This window comes from Desulfococcus sp., from assembly GCF_041737845.1.
GTDB lineage: Bacteria > Desulfobacterota > Desulfobacteria > Desulfobacterales > Desulfococcaceae > Desulfococcus.
In genome coordinates this window covers 24,901-46,987 of sequence record NZ_JBGSQX010000008.1, presented here as the reverse complement: position 1 = coordinate 46,987, position 22,087 = coordinate 24,901, and the positions used below count along the sequence as shown (strand labels likewise).

Here is a 22,087-nt window from a genome sequence, read left to right as displayed (position 1 = left end):
GATTCTGGAGCTGAAAAACGTCCATACGAGCTACGGCCGGATTCAGGCCCTCAAGGGGATCTCCATCCAGGTCTTCCCCGGGGAGATCGTCGCCATGATCGGCGCCAACGGCGCCGGCAAATCGACCACCCTCATGGCGACCAGCGGCGTCCTGCCCATCGACAGCGGAGAGATCTTTTACAAGGGACGGGCCATCCACGGCACGCCCCCGGAAAAGCTGCCGCCCATGGGCCTCTGCCAGGTGCCCGAGGGCAGGCGGATCTTCCCGCGCCTCACGGTCGACGAGAACCTGGCGCTCGGGGCCTTTTACCGACGAGACCGGACGGAAATCGAAGCCGATTTTGAAACGGTCTACGGCCTGTTCCCCATCCTCAAGGACCGGCGCAGGCAGCACGGCGGAACCCTCTCGGGCGGAGAGCAGCAGATGCTGGCCATCGGGAGGGCGCTGATGAGCCGGCCCCAGGTGCTCCTCTTAGACGAACCCTCCCTGGGGCTGGCGCCCCTCATCGTCCAGAAGATCTTCGACATCATCAACGACATCAACACGACCCGGGGCACCACGATTCTCCTGGTGGAGCAGAACGCCAACCTGGCCCTTCAGACCGCCCGGCGGGGCTACGTGCTGGAAACCGGACGGATCATCATGGAAGACCGGGCCGATGCCCTGATGCACAACCCCGAGATCCGGAAGGCCTATCTGGGGGAATAGAAGAAAGGGGGACGGCATGGAAGACAAGCGATTCAAAGCGATTTGGGTGGAAGAGGTCGAACCGAACCGGTTTGCACGGACCATTACCGACCGCGCTATAAGCGATCTGCCCGAGGGCGAGGTGCTGGTGCGGGTCAGGTATTCGTCCCTCAACTACAAGGACGCCCTTTCCGCCGCCGGAAACCGGGGGGTCACCCGCAGATATCCCCATACGCCGGGGATCGATGCGGCCGGCATCGTCGAAGAGAGCGGCGCCGGGGCCATCAGGGCCGGCGACGAGGTCATCGTCACCAGCTACGACCTCGGCATGAACACCTCCGGCGGCTTCGGTCAGTATATCCGGGTGCCGGCCGCCTGGGTGGTCCCGCTGCCGTCCGGCCTCAGCCTGAGAGAAAGCATGATTTATGGAACCGCCGGGTTCACGGCAGGCCTCTCCCTTCTTCACCTCACCCATACCACCCCGAAGGACCGGGGGGAAATCCTGGTGACCGGCGCCACGGGCGGCGTCGGGAGCCTGGCGGTGGCGATGCTGGCCGGGCTGGGCTACACGGTTGTGGCCGCCACCGGGAAAACCGACGAGGCAAGCTTCCTGAAAGGGATCGGCGCCCGGGAGGTCCTCTCCAGGGAGGCGGTGCTGGACACCAGCGGAAAACCCCTGCTCAAGGGGAGGTGGGCCGGGGTGGTCGATACGGTCGGCGGGGAGATCCTGGCCACGGCCATCAAGTCGACGAACCTGAACGGCACCGTGACCTGCTGCGGAAACGTCGCCTCTCCGGACCTGCCCATCACCGTGTTCCCGTTTATCCTGAGGGGCGTGAAGCTGATCGGGATCGACTCCCAGAACTGCCCCATGGACACCCGCGTCCGGGTGTGGGAGCGGCTGGCGGGGGAGTGGAAACCGGGCGGTCTCGACGGGCTGGCCAGGGAAATCTCCCTTGCCGACCTGGATGCCGACATCGAGTGCATCCTTCAGGGCCGGCAGAAAGGCCGGGTCATCATCAATCTGGACGCCTGACGCCGCCCAGCCGGAAGGCATAGAAAAAGCGGCCGCGGGCCGGACAGCGGTCGCTTTGCTTTCAAAACGGCATCGAACGGGGGTGCGGTCAAAAGGCTACATCAGGACACGTCTTTCTTGTCCTCGATTTTCTCTTTTTCATCCTTCCCGGATTCAGATGTGGCGGATTTAAAATTGCGGATGGCCTTCCCCATCCCGGCGCCGATCTCGGGCAGCTTGCCCGCACCGAATATGATCAGGATAATCACCAGGATAACAATTAGTTCCGGCATGCCAATTCCAAACATAGATCACTCCTCCTATTCAAAAGGCCCCACCTGTTTCAGCTCCTCCAGAAGCCGCCTAAATTCCTTCGACCGCAGAAAGGTGTCGATCGTCCCGCGGTATTCAATCCACCGTTTCCAGATGTCAAACCATTGCCGGTTTCTCCAGTAGCACATCTTGTCGCCTCTTCCCTGGAGCCGTTCGATGTAGTCGACGTATTCCTCGGCACAGCTTTCACAGAAAAGATAGGGCACCCTCGGATCACGCTCCCGGTGCAGGGACGCCTCATCGAGTTCATGATGGCACTTTTCACAGGTGAGAATCCCCTTGGCTTCCTGAAGCACGCTTCTGACGGCCTGAAGCTTGCGCAGCCTGTCGGCGGCCATCTTTTTTTCCCGGGTCTCCTGCACCCTGTTCTTCAGAGAGATGATATCCGCCATGTCGACCTCAACCGCTGGTATGGACTTCAGGACAAGGATATTGGCTGCATTCCCGTGTGCAGGGCCTTGACCCGGGCGTCTTCCCCGCCAAAATCAGCATCCGTTGGTCTCAAGCCATCATGGCCGAAACGGCCATGTTTTCCTTAATATATAAAACATACCACCGCGATGGGTCAGTGTCAAATAATCTATTCTTGTCAAAATTCCGCCTGAATGGTAATGATTGTGGGTTTTACGGAAAGATCGCGGGTCAGACCTCTCGATCCGAGACAACCGTTACAGAAAGGCGACAACACGCATGGAAGAGACATTCCGGCCGGGAGGGCTCCCGGTGCTCATCGGCAGCCTCCCTCTGGACGATCACGAGGAGGCGGCCCGGCTGGTCTTCAGCCACACCCCTGACATTCCCCTGTGGGTCCAGCTCCCGACCTACCCGGAGGAAGGAATGATCGCCCAGTTCATGCCGGGGCTTCCGGGGCTTTCGACGGTGGGCGGAAGGCGGTGCATCGATACCTCTGCGGAGGATTTTTCGGCGTCCCTGGCCGAATTTTACGAGGACTACCTGGCTGTGGCGGAAGGCGGCGCCGACCTCGACGGGACCCGGTTCGCCTTCGCGCCGGACACGGCCCGGGGCTTTTACGTCTTTCTTTCGCATGTGGCGGCCCTGGGTACGCCGCCGGCCGCTTTGAAAGGCCAGGTGACGGGCCCCGTCACCTTCACCACCGCCGTCAAGGACCAGGCCGGCCGGGCCGTGTTCTACGACGAACAGCTCCGGGACGCGGCCGTCAAGCTGCTGGCCCTGAACGCCCGGTGGCAGGTCCGGCGGATGGCCCGCTTCGGCCGCCCCGTCATCCTGTTCATCGATGAGCCGGCCCTGGCGGGGTTCGGGTCGTCGGAATTCATCAGCATTTCCAAGGCCGACGTGACCGGCGCCGTAGGCGAGGTGGCCGACGCCGTCCATGCCGAGGGCGGCATGGCCGGCATACACATCTGCGCCAACACCGAATGGGACCTGATCATGGATACGGCGGTGGACATCGTCAATTTCGACGCCTACAGCTATTTCGACCGCTTCATTCTCTATGAAAAGGCGGTCCGTCGGTTCATCGAGGAGGGGCGGATCATCGCCTGGGGGATCGTCCCCACCAGCGACGCCGTCGCCTCCGAAACCGTAGATTCCCTGGTATCGCGATGGGAAGCCCAGGCCAGGCAGGTCCAGGCACTGGGGTTCGATCGGAGCCGCATCCTCGCGCAGACGCTCATCACACCGAGCTGCGGCACCGGTTCCCTGAGCCGGGATCATGCCGTCCGCGTCCTCGAGCTGACCCGGGCGGTTTCCAGAAGACTGAGAGGAGAGTGAGGGGATTGATGACAGAGACCGGACCACAGTTCAGCGGCGCCAACCGCTACATTTTGGATGACGAACTGGCGAGCATCGTCAACATCTCCATGGCCTTAGAGATGCCCCTCCTGCTGAAGGGGGAGCCGGGCACGGGCAAAACCATGCTCGCCCACGCCATCGCGGAGAGCCTCGACATGCCGCTCATCGTTCTGAACGTCAAATCGAGCATGAAGCTGGTGAGCGCGCTTTACCAGTACGACACCCTCACGCGGCTCAACGACAGCCGCTTCGGCGACTCCCGCCGGGACGTCAGCAACATCGAGGAATATATTTCCATGGGCAAGATCGGCCAGGCCTTCACGGCCGAGCGGCGGACGGTCCTCCTCATCGACGAGATCGACAAGGCCGACACCGATTTCCAGGACGACATGCTGGACGTCCTGGACCAGATGGCCTTCGACATCATCGAAATCGACAAAACCGTCCAGACCCGCCACCGGCCCGTTATCATCATCACCTCCAACGCCAAGAAGGACCTCTCCGACCCGTTCCTGGGCCGGTGCAATTTTCACCACATCGCCTTCCCGGACCCCAAAATGATGCGCAAGATCATCGCGGTCCATTTCCCCGGCATCGAGGAAAACCTCATGGAAGGCGCCATCACCGCTTTTTACGGCCTGAGGGAGCTGGACGCCGTGGAGAAGAAGCCGGCCACCCGGGAACTCATCAACTGGATCCGGGCCCTCCGGGCCGACCCGGATTTCACGCCGAAAAAGCTCCAGAAGGGGGAGGTCCCCTACCTGGGCGTGCTCTTCAAGAAGAGCGGGGACTACCAGCGGGCGCTCAATTTCACGAGCCGCCGGAAGCTTTTCTAAGGCGCCCATGTTCGTCGACTTCTTCTACCTGCTCAAAAGCTCGGGGGTCCCCGTCAGCCCCACGGCCTTCCTGACGCTTCACAAGGCCCTCGCCGGCGGAATGATCCACTCCCTGAACGAGTTCTACACGGCCGCCCGGGCGATCCTGGTCAAGAGCGAGCGGTATTTCGACATCTTCGACCAGGTCTTCGCCCACCACTTTGCGGGCGCCGATCTCCCCGACGCCGGCGGCTTCGAGCTCGACGACATGGCCCGCCTCCTCCTCGAGCAGTGGCTGAAAAACCCACGGGAGCTGGCCAGGGCCCTGGGCGAGGAGGAATCCACCCTCGCCGGGATGTCGCCCGACGAGCTGATCCAGTATTTCAAAGAGCGCCTCAAGGAGCAGACCGAAGCCCACCACGGCGGAAGCAAATGGATCGGGACCGGCGGCACCTCCCCGGTGGGCCATTCCGGATACCACCCCGGCGGGATGCGGGTGGGCGGGGTCTCCCGAAACCGGTCCGCCGTCAAGGTGGCCATGGACCGCCGCTACCGGGACTACTCCCTGGAGGGCCCCCTGACCCAGGCCATGATGGGCGAGGCCCTGAAGCGGCTCCGGAACCTGGTGCCCGCCGGCCCCAAAGACCAGGTCAACGTGGACGAGACCATCTACCAGACCATGAAGAACGCGGGCGAGATCGAGATCGTCTTCGAGCAGAGCCTGAAGGACCGCCTCAAGATCATTCTCGCCATCGACAACGGCGGGTGGTCCATGGACCCTTACATCCCGGTGGTCCAGACGCTTTTCAATTATGCCCGGGCCCAGTTCAAGGAGCTGACAACCTATTTTTTCCACAACACGATCTACGACAATGTCTGGGCGGATGCGGCCCGCTACAAAAAGGCCCAGCGGGTTTCGGAGTTCGCGCGGTTCGACCCGGAAACCCGCCTCATCGTCGTGGGGGATGCGAGCATGGCCCCCTACGAGCTCATGACGGCGGACGGATCGATCCACCTGGAGGAGCGGAGCGGCAGGCCCAGCATCGAACAGCTCCGGTTCCTGACGGAGACCTTCCCCCGGTCGGCGTGGCTCAATCCCGTGCCGGAGCGGATGTGGGGATACACCCGCACCATCACCATGATCGGGCAGATCTTCCCAATGTTCGAACTGTCCATTGACGGCCTGGAGAAGGCCGTGGCGCATTTATCGGGAAAATGAAGAATATGATTGTGATCACCGGCGGCGCGGGATTCATCGGAAGCGCCATTGCCTGTCAGCTCAACCGCCGGGGGATCGACGACCTGTTGATCGTCGACCACCTGGGGGAATCGGAAAAATGGAAGAACCTGGTACCCCTGAGGTATCTCGACTACCTCGACCGGGGCGATTTCATCGAGAGGCTCGAAAAAAACGCCTTCGGTGGCGACATCCGGGCCATCTTCCACCTGGGGGCCTGCTCCGCCACCACCGAGCGGAACGCCGATTTTCTCATGGAAAACAACTACCGGTACACCGCCCGGATCGCCCGGTGGCAGGTCGGCCGGCGCGACTGCCGCTTCATCTACGCCTCCAGCGCGGCCACTTACGGCGCCGGGGAACACGGCTACAGGGACGACGCAGCGGCCCTCCACCATCTGCGGCCCCTCAACATGTACGGGTATTCGAAGCACCTCTTCGACCTCCTGGCCCGCCGGGAGGGCTGGCTGGACCACATGGCGGGCCTCAAGTACTTCAACGTCTACGGCCCCAACGAATACCACAAGGGGGAGATGCGGAGCGTCGTCAACAAGGCCTATCCCGGCGTCCGGGACGAGGGCAGAATCCGGCTCTTCAAATCCCACCGGAGCGACTACGGAGACGGCGAACAGCTTCGCGACTTCATCTATGTGGCCGACGCCGTCGCCATGACCCTCTTCTTTCTCGATCACCCCGAGGTCAACGGCCTCTTCAATATCGGCACGGGAACGGCCCGGTCCTGGAACGACGTGGCCCGGGCCCTCTTTTCGGCAGCGGGAAAGCCCTTGAATATCGAGTATGTCCCCATGCCCGAAGCCCTCAGGGGAAAATACCAGTATTACACCTGCGCCGACACGTCCCGGCTTCGGGATGCCGGCTGCGCCCATGTCTGCATGCCCCTCGAGGAGGCCATCCGGGAATACGTCCGGAAATATCTTGCGGCCGGCGGCCACCTGGAGCCGGACGCCGACAGGGGCATAAGCCCGTAAACACCCTCACGCCAATGGTCATCCCATGAACATCTCAAAGGAGGTCGTATGAGCCGTCTAATGAGAAATACCCTGGGGTTTTCGATGGGCATCCTGATGCTGTTCAGCCTGCTCGCCCAGACCGCGGGGGCCGCATCCCCGGCCGCAATGAAGGCCGTCAAGGACGCCCGGAACAGCGCCGACGCCGCGTCGGAAGATCCCCTGAAAGACCTGAGCGACACGGAAATCGACGCCCTTCTCGGCCGGCTGATCGAAGCCAAGATCCAAAAGACCGTCGATCAAAAAGCGCCTCCCGTTCCGGAGACGGCCGAAGCGCCGGCCCCGAAACGCCGCGTTCTTGTCAAGATCTTCCGTCAGGCGGAAGGCGTCATGTCCTCCCTCAATACCCGTCTCGACGCCTTCCTGAGCGGCACCCTGGCGTCGCCGGACGAATTGCCGCGGCTGGCCCACCGCCTCACCGGGGGCCGGGGTGTTTCGGCCATTTTGATGATGAGCATGGGGGTCCTCCTCCTGATATTCTCGGGCGCGGTTGCCGAATGGCTCTTCCACCGCTGGACGGCCGGCATGCGGCAGACCCTGGCGAACGCCCCGCCTTCGGGCCATGTCCGAAAGGCATGGCGGATCATGCTTAACCTTTCTCTCGAAATCGCAGGCGCCCTGATCTTTATCCTGTCGACCTTCCTGGTATATATCCTGTTCTATGAAAAGACGGGCACTACCCGTTTGTTCACCGTCGTCTACCTTCTCGGCGCCTATTACGTGCGGCTGATCATCCTCATCCTGGTCTTCATCCTTTCCCCGAAAAATCCCATCCTCCGGTTTTTTCCCGTGAGCGACGCGGGCGCCCGGTACCTCTTCCGATGGACGGTCTTCATCGCCGTCACGGCCATCTTCCTGGGCGTCACCAGCAGCCTGTTCGAACTGGTCGATCCAGGCGCCCATGTCCATCTCATTCTTTACAACCTGGCGGGGCTGTCGGTGGTCGTCCTGGCGGCCGTCATGGTGATCCGGCGCCGCGAACCGATCGCCGCCGCCATTCGGGAAAATTACTTTTCTGCGGAGGAGGAACCGAGCGCGCTCCAGGAAAGGCTTGTGAAGCACTGGTACATCCCGGTCCTTTTCTTTCTGGTCTGCATCGCCCTCTTCTGGGAGATCGGCATGCTGAGCGGCGCCGAAAACCTGGTCAACCGGCTGATCCTGAGCTTCCTCAGCGTCCCGGTTTTCCTGCTCCTCAATTACGGGTGTCAGAGGCTCTTCCGCATCGCCTTCGTTCGGGTCGCCAGCACCATCGACCTCAGCGAGCCCCCGGGGGAGACGGAAGAGGGCGAGCCCCGAAAAGACCTGCCGGCCGTTGATTTTCCGTCCGAGGAGTCCCTGGCCATCGGGCGATACATTCCCCTGATCCGGAAGGGGTTCCACGTGCTTCTGGTCGCCCTGTTCCTGTTCCTCATGCTTCGTCTGTGGGGAATCGACTGGCCCTTCGGCCGGGAGGTGACAAGATCGCTGTTCAGCAGTCTGCTGATCCTTCTTCTGGGATATGGTACCTGGGAGTTCGCCAAGGCCTGGATCGACCGGAAGATCAAGGAGGAGATGCCGGCGGGTCACGATGAAATGGATGACGAGGGGGGCGCGGGAGGCTCCCGGAGCGGGACGCTCCTGCTGCTGCTCCGGAAATTCATCCTCATGGTGCTCGTCGTTTTTGTCGGGCTCACCATCCTGTCGTCCCTGGGGGTCAACATCGGGCCACTTATCGCCGGCGCCGGCATCTTCGGCCTGGCCATCGGATTCGGCGCCCAGACCCTGGTCAAGGACATCATTTCGGGCATCTTCTTCCTGATGGACGACGCCTTCCGCATCGGCGATTACGTCGAATCGGGCAGTATGAAGGGCACGGTGGAACAGATCTCCCTGAGGTCCATGCGGCTCCGGCACCCCCGGGGCATGATCAACACCATCCCCTTCGGCGACCTCAGTTCGGTCACCAATTTCAGCCGCGACTACATCATCACCAAGCTCAACTTCCAGGTCCGGTACGACACGGACGTGGACCAGGTGCGCAAGATCATCAAGAAAATCGACGAGGAGATTCGGAAGGATCCGGAAATCGGCAAGTCCCTGCTGAGCAAGATCAAGTCCCAGGGCGTGAAGTCCCTGGACGATTCCGCCATGGTCATGCGCGTGAAATTCAAGAGCATCCCGGGGGAACAGTTCATCATCCAAAGAGAGGTCTACCGGCTCCTCCAGGAAAAATTCCGGAAGGCCGGCATCGAATTCGCCCACCGAAACGTCACCGTCTATTTCCCGCCGGAGATGACCCAGGGAGGCGGTACGCCCGCTTCCGGGGGAAAATCGACGGCGCCCGGCGGGGTGGACCCGTATCTGGCCCAGGCCGCATCCGCAGCCGCCATGAAGGTGCTTCAGGACGAGGAGGAAGAACTGGCAAAATTAGCGGAGGAGGCGTCGAAAAAGAAAAAGTGATCCGCCCGGCGGGCTGCCTATTTGGCGACCAGCCCCGCAGGCCACATGGTGATCGGGGAAAAGAATGTGATCACCAGGAGATCCGCGATCAGAACCGCCAGAAACGGCAGCACCCGGCGGCTGACGGCCGTAAGGGAATCCCCCGAGATCGACCCGGAGACGATGAGGCAGATGCCCATGGGCGGCGTCAGCATGCCGATGGCCAGGTTGGTGACCACGATGGCCCCGAGTTGGATGATGTCGATCCCCATGGCGGGCAGCATCGACGTGATCATGGGTACGAGCAGGATCAGCGCCGCCGTGGTTTCCACGAAGGTACCGGCGACGAGCAGCACCGCGTTGACCAGGAGGAGCAGGAGCACCGGATCGGCCGTCACGGAGAGCAGGACCCCCGAAAGCCTTGCCGGAATGTCTTCGATGGCGGCGATCCAGCTGAAAACCGACGCCGTGGCGATGATGAACATCACGATGGACGCGGTGACGGAGCCGTCCCGGAAGATGGGAAAGAGGTCCTTCAGGGTGATCTTCCGGTAAACGGCCATGCCCACGAACAGGGCGTAGACCACGGCCACGGCGGCGGATTCCGTCGCGGTGAAGATGCCGAAGAGGATCCCCCCCAGGATGATCAAAGGCGCCCCCAGGGCCAGGAGTGCCCGCCGGAACGTCCGCCGGATCTCGGCCAAAGAGAACCGGCACGTGGCGCCGTAGCCCCGACGGCGTGAAATCACCGTGGAGACGGCGATCAGGGAAACGCCGATCAGCACCCCCGGCAGGATGCCCGCCGCAAATAGCTGGCTGATGGAGGCGCCGGTGAGGAACCCGAAGATGATCATGGGGATCGACGGCGGAATGATGACGCCGATGGCGCCGCCCGAGGCCTGGACCGCCGCCGCGAAATCGGATTCGTATCCGGATTTTTTCATGGCCGGGATCATGACCGCGCCCACGGCTGCCGCGTCGGCCGCCGCCGACCCCGAGATCCCCGCGAAAAACATGGCCGAAACCACGGTCACCGCAGCAAGCCCCCCGGGAAGCCACCCCACCAGGGCGTTGGCGAAATCGATGATCCGCCGGCTGATGCCCCCCGCCTCCATGATCACCCCCGCATACATGAAGAGCGGCACCGCCATGAGGTGGAAGGAATCCGTACCGCCGAACATGCGCTGGACCACCATCATCAAAGAAAAATTGCCCTGGAAGACGATGGCGACGATGGACGCCACCCCGATGGCCACGGCAATGGGCGCATTGAGGGCGAAGAGGAACACCAGCGACAGGAGGAGGAGTTCCGCGCTCATCCGGGGCCGCGTCCTTTCACATCCCGGGCAAGACGCACCAGGGCGTGGACCATGAGGATCGCGCCGCTCAGGGGAACGACGGCGAAGAGGATCCATTTGGGCAGGGAGAGGGCCGGGGAAATCTGGAGGCGGACAAAATAGGCGAACCGGCACCCATACCAGATCATGACGCCGAAAAGGAGCATGGATGCCGCGTGGACGATGACGGCGGCCGCTTTCCGCAACCGGGGCGGCATGCGGGCGTACAGAACGTCAACCCCCGGATGCATGCCCCGGCGATAGGCCGAGGATGCGCCCAGAAATGTCAGCCACACCAGAAGGTAGCGGGACAGCTCCTCCGACCAGTAAATGGAATGGTTTAAAACGTATCGCGAAAACACCTGGGCCGACACGATGGCGGCCATGCCAAAACCCATGACAAAGAGGGACCCCTCGACCCAGCGGTTCAGGCGCCGGCTGATCGTGTCGAGGACGTTCATGGCGGAATCATTTCGAATCAACGCCCCGTCACCGGGTGGCCTCAATCATCCTGGTCAAGAGGGATTTCACCTTGGGGTCCTGGTAGAGGTCCATCTCTTTCAGGCGATCCGTCCTTTCCCGGAAAGACGATATGTCCGGATTCTCCTCTACCTGCATCCCCTTCTCCTTGAGCATCCTGAGGCGTTCGGCATCCCCGGCGCGGTTGTCCGCCCGCTGGAAGACTGCGGCGTCCTTCATGGCGGTCTGCAGCAACGCCTGCATCTCAGGCTTCAGGGTATTCCACCAGGTGAGGGACGCCACGTCGATATGGGGCGAGTAGACATGGCGGGTCAGGGTCATATATTTCTGGATCTCGTAGAACCTGTAGACCTCCAGAACCCACAGGGGATTTTCCTGACCGTCGATGACCCGCTGCTCCAGTTCGGTATAGATGGGCCAGGGCATGGGGGTGGGATTGGCACCCATGGACTGCCAGATGGCGTTGTGGATGGCGGAGTCCATGACGCGGATCTTGAGCCCGTCCACATCGGAGGCGGCCTTGACCGGACGCTTGCTGTTGGTGAGATTTCGGAAGCCGTTCTCGGAGAAGCAAAGCCCCTTGAACCCGGAGGTCTCGAGGCCTGCCAGGATCTCCGCGCCCAGGGGACCGTCCAGGATCACATCGGCCAGGGCGTCGTCTCCAAACAGAAAAGGATAATCGATGACCCGGACGATGGGATCGAAGGTGTCGAAAACGCCGCTGGTGATCACGCCCATCTCCACCGTGCCCATCTGGATCTGCTGCAGGATCTCCGTCTCGTTCCCCAGGGCAGCGCTGTGGAAGATCTTGACCGTGACCTCGCCGGCCGTCCGCGCTTCAACCAGTTCCTTGAATTTTTCCGCGACGATGTTCTGGGCGGATCCTGGTTTGGTCACCACCCCCAGTTTGACGGTCATGGCGGCCATGGCCGGCATGGCCAGGAGCACCGCTGCGGTCATCGCAGCCCACACACCCCACCGTTTCATATTTTTCCTCCCTGTTCGCCGGCTTGATATGCCGTATTGGGGCTGTTCGTCCGGGTTCCGACCTTTCAGACCAGCTTCTTGGCGGCCGCAACGGCCGCATCATAATCCGGCTCACTGGCGATCTCGCCCACGGTCTGGACATAGCGGACCACGCCTTCCCGGTCCACGACAAAAACGGCCCTGGCCAGAAGCCGGATCCCCTTGATCAGGACGCCGTAGGCTTCGCCGAATTCCGCCGTCCAGTGGTCGGAGAGGGTCACGACACGGTCCACCCCGGCGGCCCCGCACCAGCGGCTCTGGGCAAAGGGGAGGTCCATGCTGACGGTGAGAATGGCCACGTCTTCTCCCAATGCCGCCGCCTCCTTGTTGAAACGGCGGGTCTCCATGTCGCAGACGGGGGTATCCAGGGAGGGCACCGAAGAGATCACGCAGACCTTCCCCCGGTAGGCGGAAAGCCTGACGGGGGACAGATTCGTGGCGGTCAGTTCGACGTCCGGGGCGGTGTCGCCCACCTGAATCTCCTTCCCCATCAGGGTTACGGGATTTCCCTTCATGGTCACGATACCGGTACGCTCTTTCATGTCACGCCTCTCTTTCTTTGGGGTTGGGTGCTTCTGCCAGCAGTTTTTTGACGAGGGCCGCCAGGGGGGGAGACAGGGGCTTCCAGCCCCCCTGAAGCGCGCCTTCCTCTCGCCAGGTGAACGTGGCTTCGTCGAAGCGTTCTTCGACGGGGTATCTTACCCGGTCGCCTTCGGGGGTCGCCGGATAGTGCTCGACCCAGACCATCCGCTCGGGATCGATGTTGAATTCCCGCACCACGTGGGTGGCGATGTGGCTGGCACAGCTTTTGACGGTCATCTGGTTCGGGGTCCACGACAGCTCGCGGGGGAGGTCCGACACGACGACAATGATGGGTTTCAGGTGGGCAAGCCCCTGCCGCTTTCCCTTGTCCAGATCAAAAATCTTCATCCGGCACTGGCCGCTGCCGAGCTTCAGCTTGCCCCCCCATCCTTCCCAGGAATACGTATCGTCGTAGATGAGCATCGTCTCTCCTAGAAAATATGAAGATATGAAAACCCTGTTGTTTATCCTGATCATCGACGGGACCCCGGCGGCGCACCGCGAAAAGCGCCGGCCTCGGGCCCTCTCGGGGAGGACGGGCATCGGGCGGAGCCGCCATGTCAAGCCCGTTTGAAAACCTTCATATAGCAACAAGAATCATAATGAGCCGCCGCTTGCCTGTCAAATTCAAATCCTCCCGCAGCCGGCCGGAGGCGCTATTCAAACAAGCCCGCGGGCGCTTCGCAGACATCGGGGAGCCCCTGTTTCATCTCCACGAAATGGGCGGCCGCCAATGCCGCCGTACACCCGTCCGCAGCCGCAATGACAATCTGCCGGGCATATTTCTCCCGGAGGTCTCCGATCACGAAGATGCCGGGAATCTGGGTTTCGCATTTGTCATCGGTGACCACATACCCGTCGGCATTTTTTTTGATGCCCGCAGGCACGATCCCGCCTTCGGGGTCGAACCCGATGAAGATAAACGCCCCGTCCAGATCCAGGGAACGCGCTTCCCCGGTCCGGATGTCTTTCAGGTCCGCGCCGCAGACGCCGGATGCATCGGCGTTGATCTTCGTCAGGACCGTATTCCAGAGGACCTCGATATTGCAATCGGCCTCGATCCGCTTCTGAAGGATCATGCTCGCCCGGAAGGCATCGCGCCGGTGGGCGATGTAAACTTTTTTGGCGATCTTGGCAAGATACAGGGCCTCTTCCGCCGCGGTGTCGCCGCCGCCCACGACAATGACGGTCTTGTTTCTGAAGAAAAAACCATCACAGACGGCGCAGTAGGAAACCCCTTTGCCGTAGTATTCGTCCTCACCGGGGATGCCCAGTTTGCGAGGCCTGCCCCCCGTTGCAAGGATCACGGAACGGGTTTGATAGACCTTCCCGGAGCCCAGTCGGACCAAATGGTGCTCAGGGCCGGGTTCGACCGCCGTCACCTCATCGGAGACCATTTCAAGCTCGCAGGCCTTTGCATGCTCGACGAATTTCATGGACAGCTCCGCCCCGCTGACCTGGATGAACCCCGGGTAGTTCTCCACCTCATCCGACATCGCCACCTGTCCGCCGGCTAAGCCCTTCTCGACAAGGACCGTCTTCAAGGCCGCGCGCATGGCGTAAATCCCGGCGGAGAGCCCCCCCGGACCACCGCCCACAATCACCAGATCATACTTGCCATTTTCCGACATGATATTCCTCTCCGTCCGACAACTCTTGGAAGACCATCAAGATGGACGACTCCATAGAAGGTCTGATCGCTCCGTTGCCGTGATTCATTTGTCAAAAGGTCCGCTGTAGATATCGCCCGTTCGATTCACCCTGACGGCGGTCATCGAAACCGCGGGGTTGGGGATCACCGCGATGCGATCTATATGAAACATTTTCTTCAGAATTTCAATATTCTTGTTTCCAAGCCCCCTCATCCGGGAAATATTCCGGGGATGCACCTGGATGACGACCGGCGAAGACCCTGCGGCTTCGTTCTCCAGAAGCTTCGACGCGCAGGAAAGGAATTGGCGCGAATAGACAAGGTGCCCGAACGCCGGGTGATAGGGGCCGGCCACCACCGTTCCTGCGTCATTGAGGGACTCGGAGGCCTGAAGCCCCATCCGGATCACCGGGATGCCCTTCCGGACAAAAAAGGCATGCAGGCGGGCGACGAGGGCTACCGCATCCTCGAGGGAGAGGGGGGCATACCGGCCCTGTCGGTGCCAGGCCGCGAGGAGGCTGTTTTTCAGCACGAGAGTGGGATAGATTCGGACAAAATCGGGGGAAAGATCCGCGATCTCCCGGGCTGTCCCACAGGTTTTTTCCGGGGTGTCCCCCGGGAGGCCGGCCATCATCTGGAGTCCGACGGAGAGCCCCCGGGATTTGAGCCGAAGAACCGCCGCCCGGGTATCCGCCGCCGTGTGGCCCCGCCGCGCTTCCGCCAGGACCCCGTCATCCATGGATTGGGCCCCGAGCTCCACGACGGCGACAGGGAACTCCGACAGCAGGTCGAGGCGGTCCGGGGTGATGGTGTCCGGCCGGGTCGAAAACCGGATGCCGTCCACGGCGCCCGAGCGGACGAAGCGGTCCGCCCCCGCGAGGAGACGCAGGATCTCCGCGGGTTCCAATCCCAGAAAATTGCCGCCGTAGAAGGAGACCTGAACCTCGCCGCGGCCCGGCCCCTTGAACTTCAGGAAGGCGTCGATCCGGGCACGAACCGCCTCCGATGGATATGGGCCGCCCCCTTGGCGGGTGATGTCCTCCTGGCTGCAGAAGACGCACCGGTGGGGACATCCTGCGTGTGGAATGAAAACAGGAATAATAAAAGGCTTTTGGATCCCGGCTGTCTTTGTGGCGGATGAGGTCAATGGAGCGGTTGATGATTCTCCAGCAATGTCAATGCCCGGCGCGCAGCATCCTGCTCGGCCGTCTTTTTGCTTTTGCCGGTCCCCTCGGCGTCCAGATCACACACGACGATTTTCACGACAAAGGTCTTGTCGTGGTCCGGACCGCTCTCTGCGATGACATGATAGGTCGGCATGCCCTTGTGGGCCGTCTGGACGATCTCCTGAAGGCGGCTCTTGTAGTCCACGGGCGACACGGGGGTGGCGGTGCCGGAAACCCGCTCGGCAAACCGGTCCCGGACGAAGCGCTGGGCCGCCTCGAACCCGCCGTCCAGGTAAATGGCCGCAATGACCGCCTCGAAGGCATCCGCCAGGATGGACCTCTTCTCCCGGCCGTGGCTCTGGATCTCCCCCCGGCCCAGCCGGAGGAACTCCCCGAGATCGATCTCCTTGGCCACGCTTGCCAGCTCCGATTCGTTGACAAGGTTGGCCCGCATTCGGGAAAGATCCCCTTCCGGCAATTCCAGATACCGTTCCATGAGCATATGCCCGACCACCAGGTTAAGCACCGCGTCCCCCAGGAATTCGAGCCGCTCGTTGTCTTTCATGGACGACGGCGCCGCATGGGTCTCCGGCTGTTCATTGACAAAGGAGCTGTGGCGGCAGGCCTCTTCAAGCAGATGCCTGTTTTTGAACCGGTAGGAGAGTTTTGACTCCAGCTTCGACAATTTCATCGTTTTCCAACCAACAGTCCGGGAGTGCAGACCTTCAGATAATGATGCAGGCAGGGCATGAGGAGCGCGTCGTTCCGGTCTTCCATCGGCCATCGGCGGCAATGCCAGGATCATTATCTGGAACTCTATCGTTCCGAAATTCCGCCGGCCGCGCCGCAGCGTTCGGCCAGCTTCTCGTAAACAAACTCGGGAACCGAAAACGTGCCGTCTCCGATTCCCAGCTCGATGCCGGGCTTGATGTCGCCGTGATAGTCGGTGCCTCCGGTCATGACGAGCCCGAAACGCTCCGCGGTGCTCCGGTAAAGGGCGGTCTGCTCCGGGGTGTGCTCCGGATAATAGACCTCGATGCCGCCCAGCCCCATGGCCGTCAATCCCCGGATCAGATCATCGAAGGACGGGCTGCCCGCGGGGCGCAGCAGGCCCGGATGGGCCAGCACGGCGACGCCGCCGGCATGGCGGATCAGATGGATCGCCCTTTCACAACTGATGCGATATTTGTCGACGTAGGCGGGCTTTCCGGCCCCGATGAACCGATCGAAGGCCTCGTCAAAGGTTTCCACGTACCCTTTGTTCATCATGCATCTGGCGATATGAGGCCGCCCGATCTGGCCGTCCCCCGCCTCTGCTGCGAGCTCCGCCATGGAGATGTCCATCCCCAGCTCCCGGAGCCGGGATATCATGCCGGGGTTTCTCTCCCTTCGGGCGGTTTGAAGCACGGCCAGGGCGTCCTCCAGCAGCGGGTCATCCAATCGTATCCCGTAGCCCAACACATGAAAACTGCCGCGGCAGGGGTAACCCGGCGGGGGTGCCGCGCTGATCTCAATCCCCGTGAAAAAGCGCATCGACGGCGGGACGCCGGCCGCCGCCACATCCCTTGCGCCGGCCACGGTGTCGTGATCGGTGATGGCGATCGCCTTCAACCCCAGCGCGACGGCCCGTCGGAGGATTTGAAGCGGGGGGAGGGTTCCATCCGAGGCGGTGGAGTGAACGTGAAGGTCTACCTTTGCATCGCGATTACAGTCCAAGGGACTTTTCCTTCGCCTCCTCCTTGGTCTTGCACGCAATGCACAGGGCGGTCACCGGTCTCGCCTGGAGGCGTTCAATGGCGATATCCTCTCCGCAGCTCTCACAGATCCCGAAGGAGCCGTCTTCAATCCGATCGAGGGCGTTCTTGATTTTCTTGATCAGTTTGTTTTCCCTGTCCCGAATGCGAAGCATGAAATTTCGATCCGACTCCAGGGACGCACGATCCGTCGGATCCGGAAAATTTTCCTTCTGATGCGTCATACCGGTCACGGTATTGTCTGCACGGTTCAACAGCTCCTGTAACCGCTGGGTTAAAAATGCCCTGAAATAATCAATATGTTCCTGTTTCATAGTGCGCCCCGCATCATGTTGTTGGGTCTTGGTTCTCTAATTGATTTTTTTTTAAATGAGGAGCATAAACATGAATGAAGTTATAGTAAAGCATAAAATTCACAGCGTTTCGAGACAGGGGGCCGGAAAAGGCCTGCCGGATGCGTACCGGCAGGCCCGCCCTGCGGACGGTAGAGCGGGCGTTCTGCGCCAAAAAGGCGGGCCGACGCGCTCCCCGCGAGGGGAATGCGTCGGCCCGGTCGTGCCTTCAGGCGGGATGAAACTCGCCTGCGAAACCTGCGGGGGGAATCAACTGCGCGCTTCGGTCAGGATCTGGTATCCCTTGAGGATTTCAAGCGCGCGCATCACCTGGTTGTCGCTCTGGAGACCCTTGACATCTATCGGCCCGTAGCGGGTATCCGACTTCCGGTCATCCGCGGGATCTTTTTCCTTTTTCTGTTTGTCGCCGGGTTCGGGCGCGGCCGGGGGGAACGGCTCAGCGCCCAGATGATTCTTGAGGTCCCGCTCCTTCAGCATCTGCTCGCTTTCGCCCCCCGCCTCTTCTTCGATCACCTGCGGCTTGACCTCGATGTCGGGTACGATGCCCTGGGCCTGGATGGATCGCCCGCTGGGGGTGTAGTACCGGGCGATGGTGAATTTAAGGCCGTACCCGTCCCGGAGGGATTCCACCGTTTGGACGGATCCCTTGCCAAAGGAGGTGGTCCCCAGAATCACCGCCCGGTGATGATCTTGAAGCGCACCGGCGACGATTTCGGAAGCACTGGCGCTGCCGCCGTTGATGAGGACGACGATGGGATACGCACGCTTCAGGCGGTTGGGTTTGGCATCGAATATCTTGGTATGTTTTTCGAGGCGGCCCTTGATTGAGACGATGTTTCCGGCGTCAAGAAAGACATCCGATACGTCGACGGCCTGATTGAGAAGCCCGCCGGGATTGTCGCGCAGATCCAGGACCAGCCCTTTCATGGGGGTTTTTCCCTGCTCCATGGCTTTCAGGGCGGCATTGAGGTCATCGGTGGTGTTTTCCTGGAAATTGGTGATGCGAATATAGCCGTATCCCGGCTGAAGGGCCATGTAACGGACGCTTTCGATTGGGATGATATCCCGGACCAGGGTGAAATCCATGGGATCGGTTTCACCTTCCCGAAAAACGGTGATCTCCACCGACTCGCCCTTGGGGCCGCGCATTTTTTTCACCGCCTCCCAGAGCATCATGTCCTTGGTCGATTCGCCGTCCACCTTGATGATGATGTCGCCGGCCTTGATCCCGGCTTTGTATGCCGGGGTCCCCTCAATGGGGGAGATCACCGTGAGGAACCCCTTCTGCATGGTGATCACGATGCCGATGCCGCCGAACTCCCCCCGCGTATCGATCTGCAGCTCCTCGAACGCCTCGGGCGGAAGCAACTGGGAATGCGGATCCAGGCTGCCGACCATTCCCTGGATGGCCTTTTGAATCAGATCCTTGCTGTCCACGGGATCAACATAATTCTTCTCGATCAGGTCGATGACATCTGAAAATATTTTGAGCCCCTTGTAGGTCTCTTCATCGCCGGCCGACAGCTCCTGGAGGTTTCCCGAAGCGAGCCATAAGACCATCAGGATGAAGATGGCAAGGCATCGTCTGACACACCGTTCTTTGTTTCGAGGCATTGATGAACTCCTTAAAAAAAAATGATTATCCTTTTTTCAACCATATCATGGGATCTACCGGTTTTCCATGATGACGAACCTCGAAATGGAGGCCGGGGCCGCCCATGGCACCGCTGTCGCCGACCGTTCCGATCACCTCGTCCTCGTGGACGCTGTCCCCCTTTTGCTTGAACAGCTCTTCCGCATGAGCGTAGAGGGTGTAGTAATGATCCTCGTGGTCGATGATGAGCATATTGCCGTACCCCTTGAACCAGCTCGAAAAAATGACGCGTCCCCGATAGACCGAGCGGATGGGCTCCCCTCTGTCTGACTGGATGTCAATTCCGCTCTGGAAATTCATGACGCCGGATGCCTGGTTTCGATGTCGACCGAAAGAATTTGTGATTTTACCCTTAACCGGCAGGTTAAGCAAGCCCTTTAAACGGCGGAATCCGCCATCAGCATTGGCTCTTTCCCCTGGCGCCGCTTCTTCCCGGGGTTCAATCCGAAAAGACTGAATCTCGCGATCCAGCGCAGCGGCCCGCTCCCTGAGGGAGGCCAGCGTCGCTTCCCTCACGGCCTTCTGATCCCGGATCCCGGCAAGCAGCGCCTCCCTTCGGCGTCTTTTGTCTTCCATGTCATCGATCTGCAGTCGATGGGCCTCCTCCGCAGCCGTCCGCTCCTGTCTCTGACGGGCCAGTTGCGCGCTCAATTCCGCGAGTTCCTCCCTGCGCCGGCGGTACTCCTCAAGGATGATCCGGTCGCTGTCGAGGACCCGCTCCAAGGCCTTTCTCCGCCCCAGAAAATCCGCAAGAGAGTCGGCGCTGGCGATCAGGTTCATCCGTCCCAGATTGTAAAGCTTGTACAGACCGACCATCCGCTTTGCGGCGTGGGCCTTTCGCTCCCGGACCGCCACCTGGACAACCTCGAACCGCGACAGAACGGCCGACATCTCCCCTTCGATGACCCGAAGCGCTTCTTCCGATGATGCGATCCTTTTCCGCGCCCGATCGATGGACAGGTCGATCTCGTCGAGGCTGTCCAGGGCCTGATGCTCCTTTTCGGCGAGTTTCCGGATGTCTTCCTGTTTCTTTTTCATTTCCCGCCGGGTTTCGCCATAGGTTTCCTTCAGGCGCTCAAGCGCCTGAGGCGGCTTGCCATCCTCGCGGGAAGCGCCGGCGCTTGCCGCGGCCAGGACAAGCACAAGCCCCGCGGCAAATGCGGCGGCCTTCCCGGCGGCGGTCAAGACCTTAAGAACTTTCTGAGAGAAATATAGCATCCCAACCATCCCACGAACATGCTTCCCGAAAGTATGGTCAAAATGATTTCAACCGGAAGAAACCGCATTTCAAAAAAAGCCGACGCCATGGTGGCGCTCATGTTGGCGGTCAGAAGGCGGTACAGCTCGAACAGCACGCCGATGCCCAGGACGCCGCCGATGGCCCCCAGAAGCAGACTTTGCACGTAAAGGGGGTATCGGATGAAATTCTCCGAGGCGCCGACAAGCCGCATGATGTCGATCTCTTCCCGTCGAGAATAGAGAACGAGCCGGATGGTGTTGGCCACGAAAAAGATCACGGCCATGAAGAAGAGCCCCCCCATACCGAAAATGGTCAGCCGGAACAGATTCAGAATGTTTACAATACGGCCCAGCCAGGCCTGGCCGTATTCGACCTCCGCCACACCGTCGAGGGCGCCGATGCGTAAGGCGATGGTTTCGATATGGTCCCAGCGCCAGGACCGCACCCCCATCAGAACCTCGAAAGCATCCGGCAGGGGATTGTCCGTGATGCCGTCCAGGAGGGAGGCCTGTTTTCCCAACTGAGCCCTGAACCGCTCGAGGGCTTTGTCCCTCGGGATGAATTCAACCCCCCGCACATCCGGAACAGCCGCCATCCTTTCGCCCAGGCGGGAAATCTTCGCCGCCGAGACATCCGGCTGCAGATAGACCATGATCCTGGCATCCTCGATCCACCGGTTGACCAGTGCGCCGGCATTGACGAAGAAAAGGCTGAAGGCGCTGAAGATGAGGACGGAAAAAACAATCGCCATCAAGGTGACGGCATTGAGGAAAAAATTCCCTTTCATGTCCTTGATGACTTTTTTGGCAAAATAGATCATGACCGCTGCCTCGGAATGACGGTTGAGACATCGAGATATCCGCCGTTGAGAAGGACCACCCGACCGCCCGTGCTGCGGATCAGCTCCGTATCATGGGTGGCGATGACGACCGTCGCGCCCCGCCGATGGTAGATCTTCAGCAGGTTCATGATCACCATGGCCGATTCGGTGTCCAGGCTGCCGGTCGGTTCATCCGCGACAATGATCTTGGGATTCCCGGCGATGGCCCTGGCCACGGCCACCCGCTGCTGCTCGCCTCCGGAGAGGCTGGGCGGGAACGCCCGGCTGCGGTCCTCCATTTCAACCGTTCTGAGGAGGCTGCTGACCAATTTCCGGATGGACCGTCGATCGACGCCTACCGCCTCGACCACCAGCGCGACATTGTCGTAAACGTTTCTGGTCGGAATCAGCTTGTAATCCTGGAAGATGATGCCGAATTTCCGGCGGAGAAACGGAACCCGTTTCCGCGAAATGCGGGACAGGTTCAGCCCGTCGACAATGATCTGGCCTTCCGAGACGGTTTCCCCCAGGTAGAGAAGTTTCAGCAGGGTTGTCTTCCCTGCGCCGCTCGGCCCGCTGAGGAAGAGGAACTCGTTGTCGGCGATATCAAGGGAAATGTCCACCAGCGCGTTTTTGGCGCCATACCGCTTGGAAACCCTGTACATCTGGATGATGGCGCTTTGCGACCCGTAAGCAGTCACGGCGGATGCTCTCCAA

At 61.0% G+C, this 22,087-nt stretch carries 24 protein-coding genes; 8 read left to right on the top strand and 16 right to left on the bottom strand.

What is annotated here, in order from left to right:
- The first annotated feature begins 1 nt into the window (after position 1).
- Together ACEW8N_RS00720 and ACEW8N_RS00715 are read left to right on the top strand one after the other, a co-directional pair.
- Positions 2 to 709 carry an ABC transporter ATP-binding protein gene (locus ACEW8N_RS00720; protein WP_373497897.1) on the top strand — a complete coding sequence of 236 codons (708 nt, stop codon included), beginning with the start codon at positions 2 to 4 and terminating at the stop codon, positions 707 to 709.
- Between the two features lie 16 nt (positions 710 to 725).
- Complete coding sequence (locus ACEW8N_RS00715) at positions 726 to 1,724, top strand: YhdH/YhfP family quinone oxidoreductase (protein WP_373497867.1); 999 nt, start codon at positions 726 to 728, stop codon at positions 1,722 to 1,724.
- 101 nt (positions 1,725 to 1,825) lie between these two features.
- Here the strand turns inward: ACEW8N_RS00715 and tatA are convergent, their stop codons facing one another.
- Positions 1,826 to 2,011, bottom strand: a complete 186-nt coding sequence (tatA, locus tag ACEW8N_RS00710) for a twin-arginine translocase TatA/TatE family subunit (RefSeq protein WP_373497866.1) — start codon at positions 2,009 to 2,011, stop codon at positions 1,826 to 1,828.
- 12 nt (positions 2,012 to 2,023) lie between these two features.
- The gene (locus tag ACEW8N_RS00705; RefSeq protein ID WP_373497865.1) at positions 2,024 to 2,428 is read right to left on the bottom strand and encodes a hypothetical protein; all 405 of its coding nucleotides are present in this window, start codon (positions 2,426 to 2,428) and stop codon (positions 2,024 to 2,026) included.
- A gap of 298 nt (positions 2,429 to 2,726) precedes the next feature.
- Here ACEW8N_RS00705 and ACEW8N_RS00700 point away from each other — a divergent pair, with 298 nt between their 5' ends.
- The 5 genes from ACEW8N_RS00700 to ACEW8N_RS00680 are packed head-to-tail and all read left to right on the top strand — an operon-like array spanning position 2,727 to position 9,328.
- Positions 2,727 to 3,788: a hypothetical protein gene (locus ACEW8N_RS00700; RefSeq protein WP_373497864.1), complete on the top strand. Its 1,062-nt coding sequence runs from the start codon at positions 2,727 to 2,729 to the stop codon at positions 3,786 to 3,788.
- 8 nt (positions 3,789 to 3,796) lie between these two features.
- Positions 3,797 to 4,645: an AAA family ATPase gene (locus ACEW8N_RS00695; protein WP_373497863.1), complete on the top strand. Its 849-nt coding sequence runs from the start codon at positions 3,797 to 3,799 to the stop codon at positions 4,643 to 4,645.
- A gap of 7 nt (positions 4,646 to 4,652) precedes the next feature.
- On the top strand, positions 4,653 to 5,843 hold the full coding sequence (locus tag ACEW8N_RS00690; protein ID WP_373497862.1) for a VWA domain-containing protein: 1,191 nt from the start codon (positions 4,653 to 4,655) through the stop codon (positions 5,841 to 5,843).
- A 5-nt stretch (positions 5,844 to 5,848) separates the two neighbouring features.
- On the top strand, positions 5,849 to 6,850 hold the full coding sequence (gene rfaD / locus ACEW8N_RS00685) for an ADP-glyceromanno-heptose 6-epimerase (RefSeq protein WP_373497861.1): 1,002 nt from the start codon (positions 5,849 to 5,851) through the stop codon (positions 6,848 to 6,850).
- A gap of 48 nt (positions 6,851 to 6,898) precedes the next feature.
- Positions 6,899 to 9,328: a mechanosensitive ion channel family protein gene (locus tag ACEW8N_RS00680; RefSeq protein ID WP_373497860.1), complete on the top strand. Its 2,430-nt coding sequence runs from the start codon at positions 6,899 to 6,901 to the stop codon at positions 9,326 to 9,328.
- A 17-nt stretch (positions 9,329 to 9,345) separates the two neighbouring features.
- On the opposite strand, the gene ACEW8N_RS00675 is transcribed toward ACEW8N_RS00680, so the two are convergent.
- The 5 genes from ACEW8N_RS00675 to ACEW8N_RS00655 form a co-directional block, all read right to left on the bottom strand.
- Positions 9,346 to 10,626, bottom strand: a complete 1,281-nt coding sequence (locus ACEW8N_RS00675) for a TRAP transporter large permease (RefSeq protein WP_373497859.1) — start codon at positions 10,624 to 10,626, stop codon at positions 9,346 to 9,348.
- On the bottom strand, positions 10,623 to 11,126 hold the full coding sequence (locus ACEW8N_RS00670) for a TRAP transporter small permease (protein WP_373497858.1): 504 nt from the start codon (positions 11,124 to 11,126) through the stop codon (positions 10,623 to 10,625). The genes ACEW8N_RS00675 and ACEW8N_RS00670 overlap by 4 nt, the downstream gene beginning before the upstream one ends.
- 7 nt (positions 11,127 to 11,133) lie before the next feature.
- Positions 11,134 to 12,111: a TRAP transporter substrate-binding protein gene (locus tag ACEW8N_RS00665; protein WP_373497857.1), complete on the bottom strand. Its 978-nt coding sequence runs from the start codon at positions 12,109 to 12,111 to the stop codon at positions 11,134 to 11,136.
- Positions 12,112 to 12,176: 65 nt separating this feature from the next.
- A complete protein-coding gene (tpx, locus tag ACEW8N_RS00660; protein WP_373497856.1) occupies positions 12,177 to 12,692 on the bottom strand; it encodes a thiol peroxidase in 516 nt (171 codons plus the stop codon).
- 1 nt (position 12,693) lies between these two features.
- Positions 12,694 to 13,155, bottom strand: a complete 462-nt coding sequence (locus ACEW8N_RS00655; protein WP_373497855.1) for a hypothetical protein — start codon at positions 13,153 to 13,155, stop codon at positions 12,694 to 12,696.
- Between the two features lie 25 nt (positions 13,156 to 13,180).
- Here ACEW8N_RS00655 and ACEW8N_RS00650 point away from each other — a divergent pair, with 25 nt between their 5' ends.
- On the top strand, positions 13,181 to 13,306 hold the full coding sequence (locus ACEW8N_RS00650; protein ID WP_373497854.1) for a hypothetical protein: 126 nt from the start codon (positions 13,181 to 13,183) through the stop codon (positions 13,304 to 13,306).
- A gap of 82 nt (positions 13,307 to 13,388) precedes the next feature.
- Here the strand turns inward: ACEW8N_RS00650 and trxB are convergent, their stop codons facing one another.
- The 9 genes from trxB to ACEW8N_RS00605 form a co-directional block, all read right to left on the bottom strand.
- Entirely contained in the window at positions 13,389 to 14,363 is a 975-nt protein-coding gene (gene trxB / locus ACEW8N_RS00645) for a thioredoxin-disulfide reductase (RefSeq protein WP_373497853.1), read from the bottom strand.
- Positions 14,364 to 14,447: 84 nt separating this feature from the next.
- A complete protein-coding gene (locus tag ACEW8N_RS00640) occupies positions 14,448 to 15,530 on the bottom strand; it encodes an elongator complex protein 3 (RefSeq protein WP_373497852.1) in 1,083 nt (360 codons plus the stop codon).
- Positions 15,527 to 16,240 carry a ribonuclease III gene (rnc, locus tag ACEW8N_RS00635; protein WP_373497851.1) on the bottom strand — a complete coding sequence of 238 codons (714 nt, stop codon included), beginning with the start codon at positions 16,238 to 16,240 and terminating at the stop codon, positions 15,527 to 15,529. The genes ACEW8N_RS00640 and rnc overlap by 4 nt, the downstream gene beginning before the upstream one ends.
- Before the next feature lie 125 nt (positions 16,241 to 16,365).
- Positions 16,366 to 17,265, bottom strand: coding sequence for a PHP domain-containing protein (locus ACEW8N_RS00630; protein ID WP_373497850.1), 900 nt, complete (start codon positions 17,263 to 17,265; stop codon positions 16,366 to 16,368).
- Entirely contained in the window at positions 17,255 to 17,617 is a 363-nt protein-coding gene (gene dksA / locus ACEW8N_RS00625) for an RNA polymerase-binding protein DksA (RefSeq protein WP_373497849.1), read from the bottom strand. Before dksA ends, ACEW8N_RS00630 begins: the two co-directional genes overlap by 11 nt.
- Positions 17,618 to 17,905: 288 nt before the next feature.
- Positions 17,906 to 19,270, bottom strand: coding sequence for a S41 family peptidase (locus ACEW8N_RS00620; RefSeq protein ID WP_373497848.1), 1,365 nt, complete (start codon positions 19,268 to 19,270; stop codon positions 17,906 to 17,908).
- A 25-nt stretch (positions 19,271 to 19,295) separates the two neighbouring features.
- On the bottom strand, positions 19,296 to 20,528 hold the full coding sequence (locus ACEW8N_RS00615) for a murein hydrolase activator EnvC (RefSeq protein ID WP_373497847.1): 1,233 nt from the start codon (positions 20,526 to 20,528) through the stop codon (positions 19,296 to 19,298).
- Positions 20,492 to 21,370 carry a cell division protein FtsX gene (locus ACEW8N_RS00610; RefSeq protein WP_373497846.1) on the bottom strand — a complete coding sequence of 293 codons (879 nt, stop codon included), beginning with the start codon at positions 21,368 to 21,370 and terminating at the stop codon, positions 20,492 to 20,494. The genes ACEW8N_RS00615 and ACEW8N_RS00610 overlap by 37 nt, the downstream gene beginning before the upstream one ends.
- A complete protein-coding gene (locus ACEW8N_RS00605) occupies positions 21,367 to 22,071 on the bottom strand; it encodes a cell division ATP-binding protein FtsE (protein ID WP_373497845.1) in 705 nt (234 codons plus the stop codon). Before ACEW8N_RS00605 ends, ACEW8N_RS00610 begins: the two co-directional genes overlap by 4 nt.
- Positions 22,072 to 22,087: the final 16 nt, after the last annotated feature.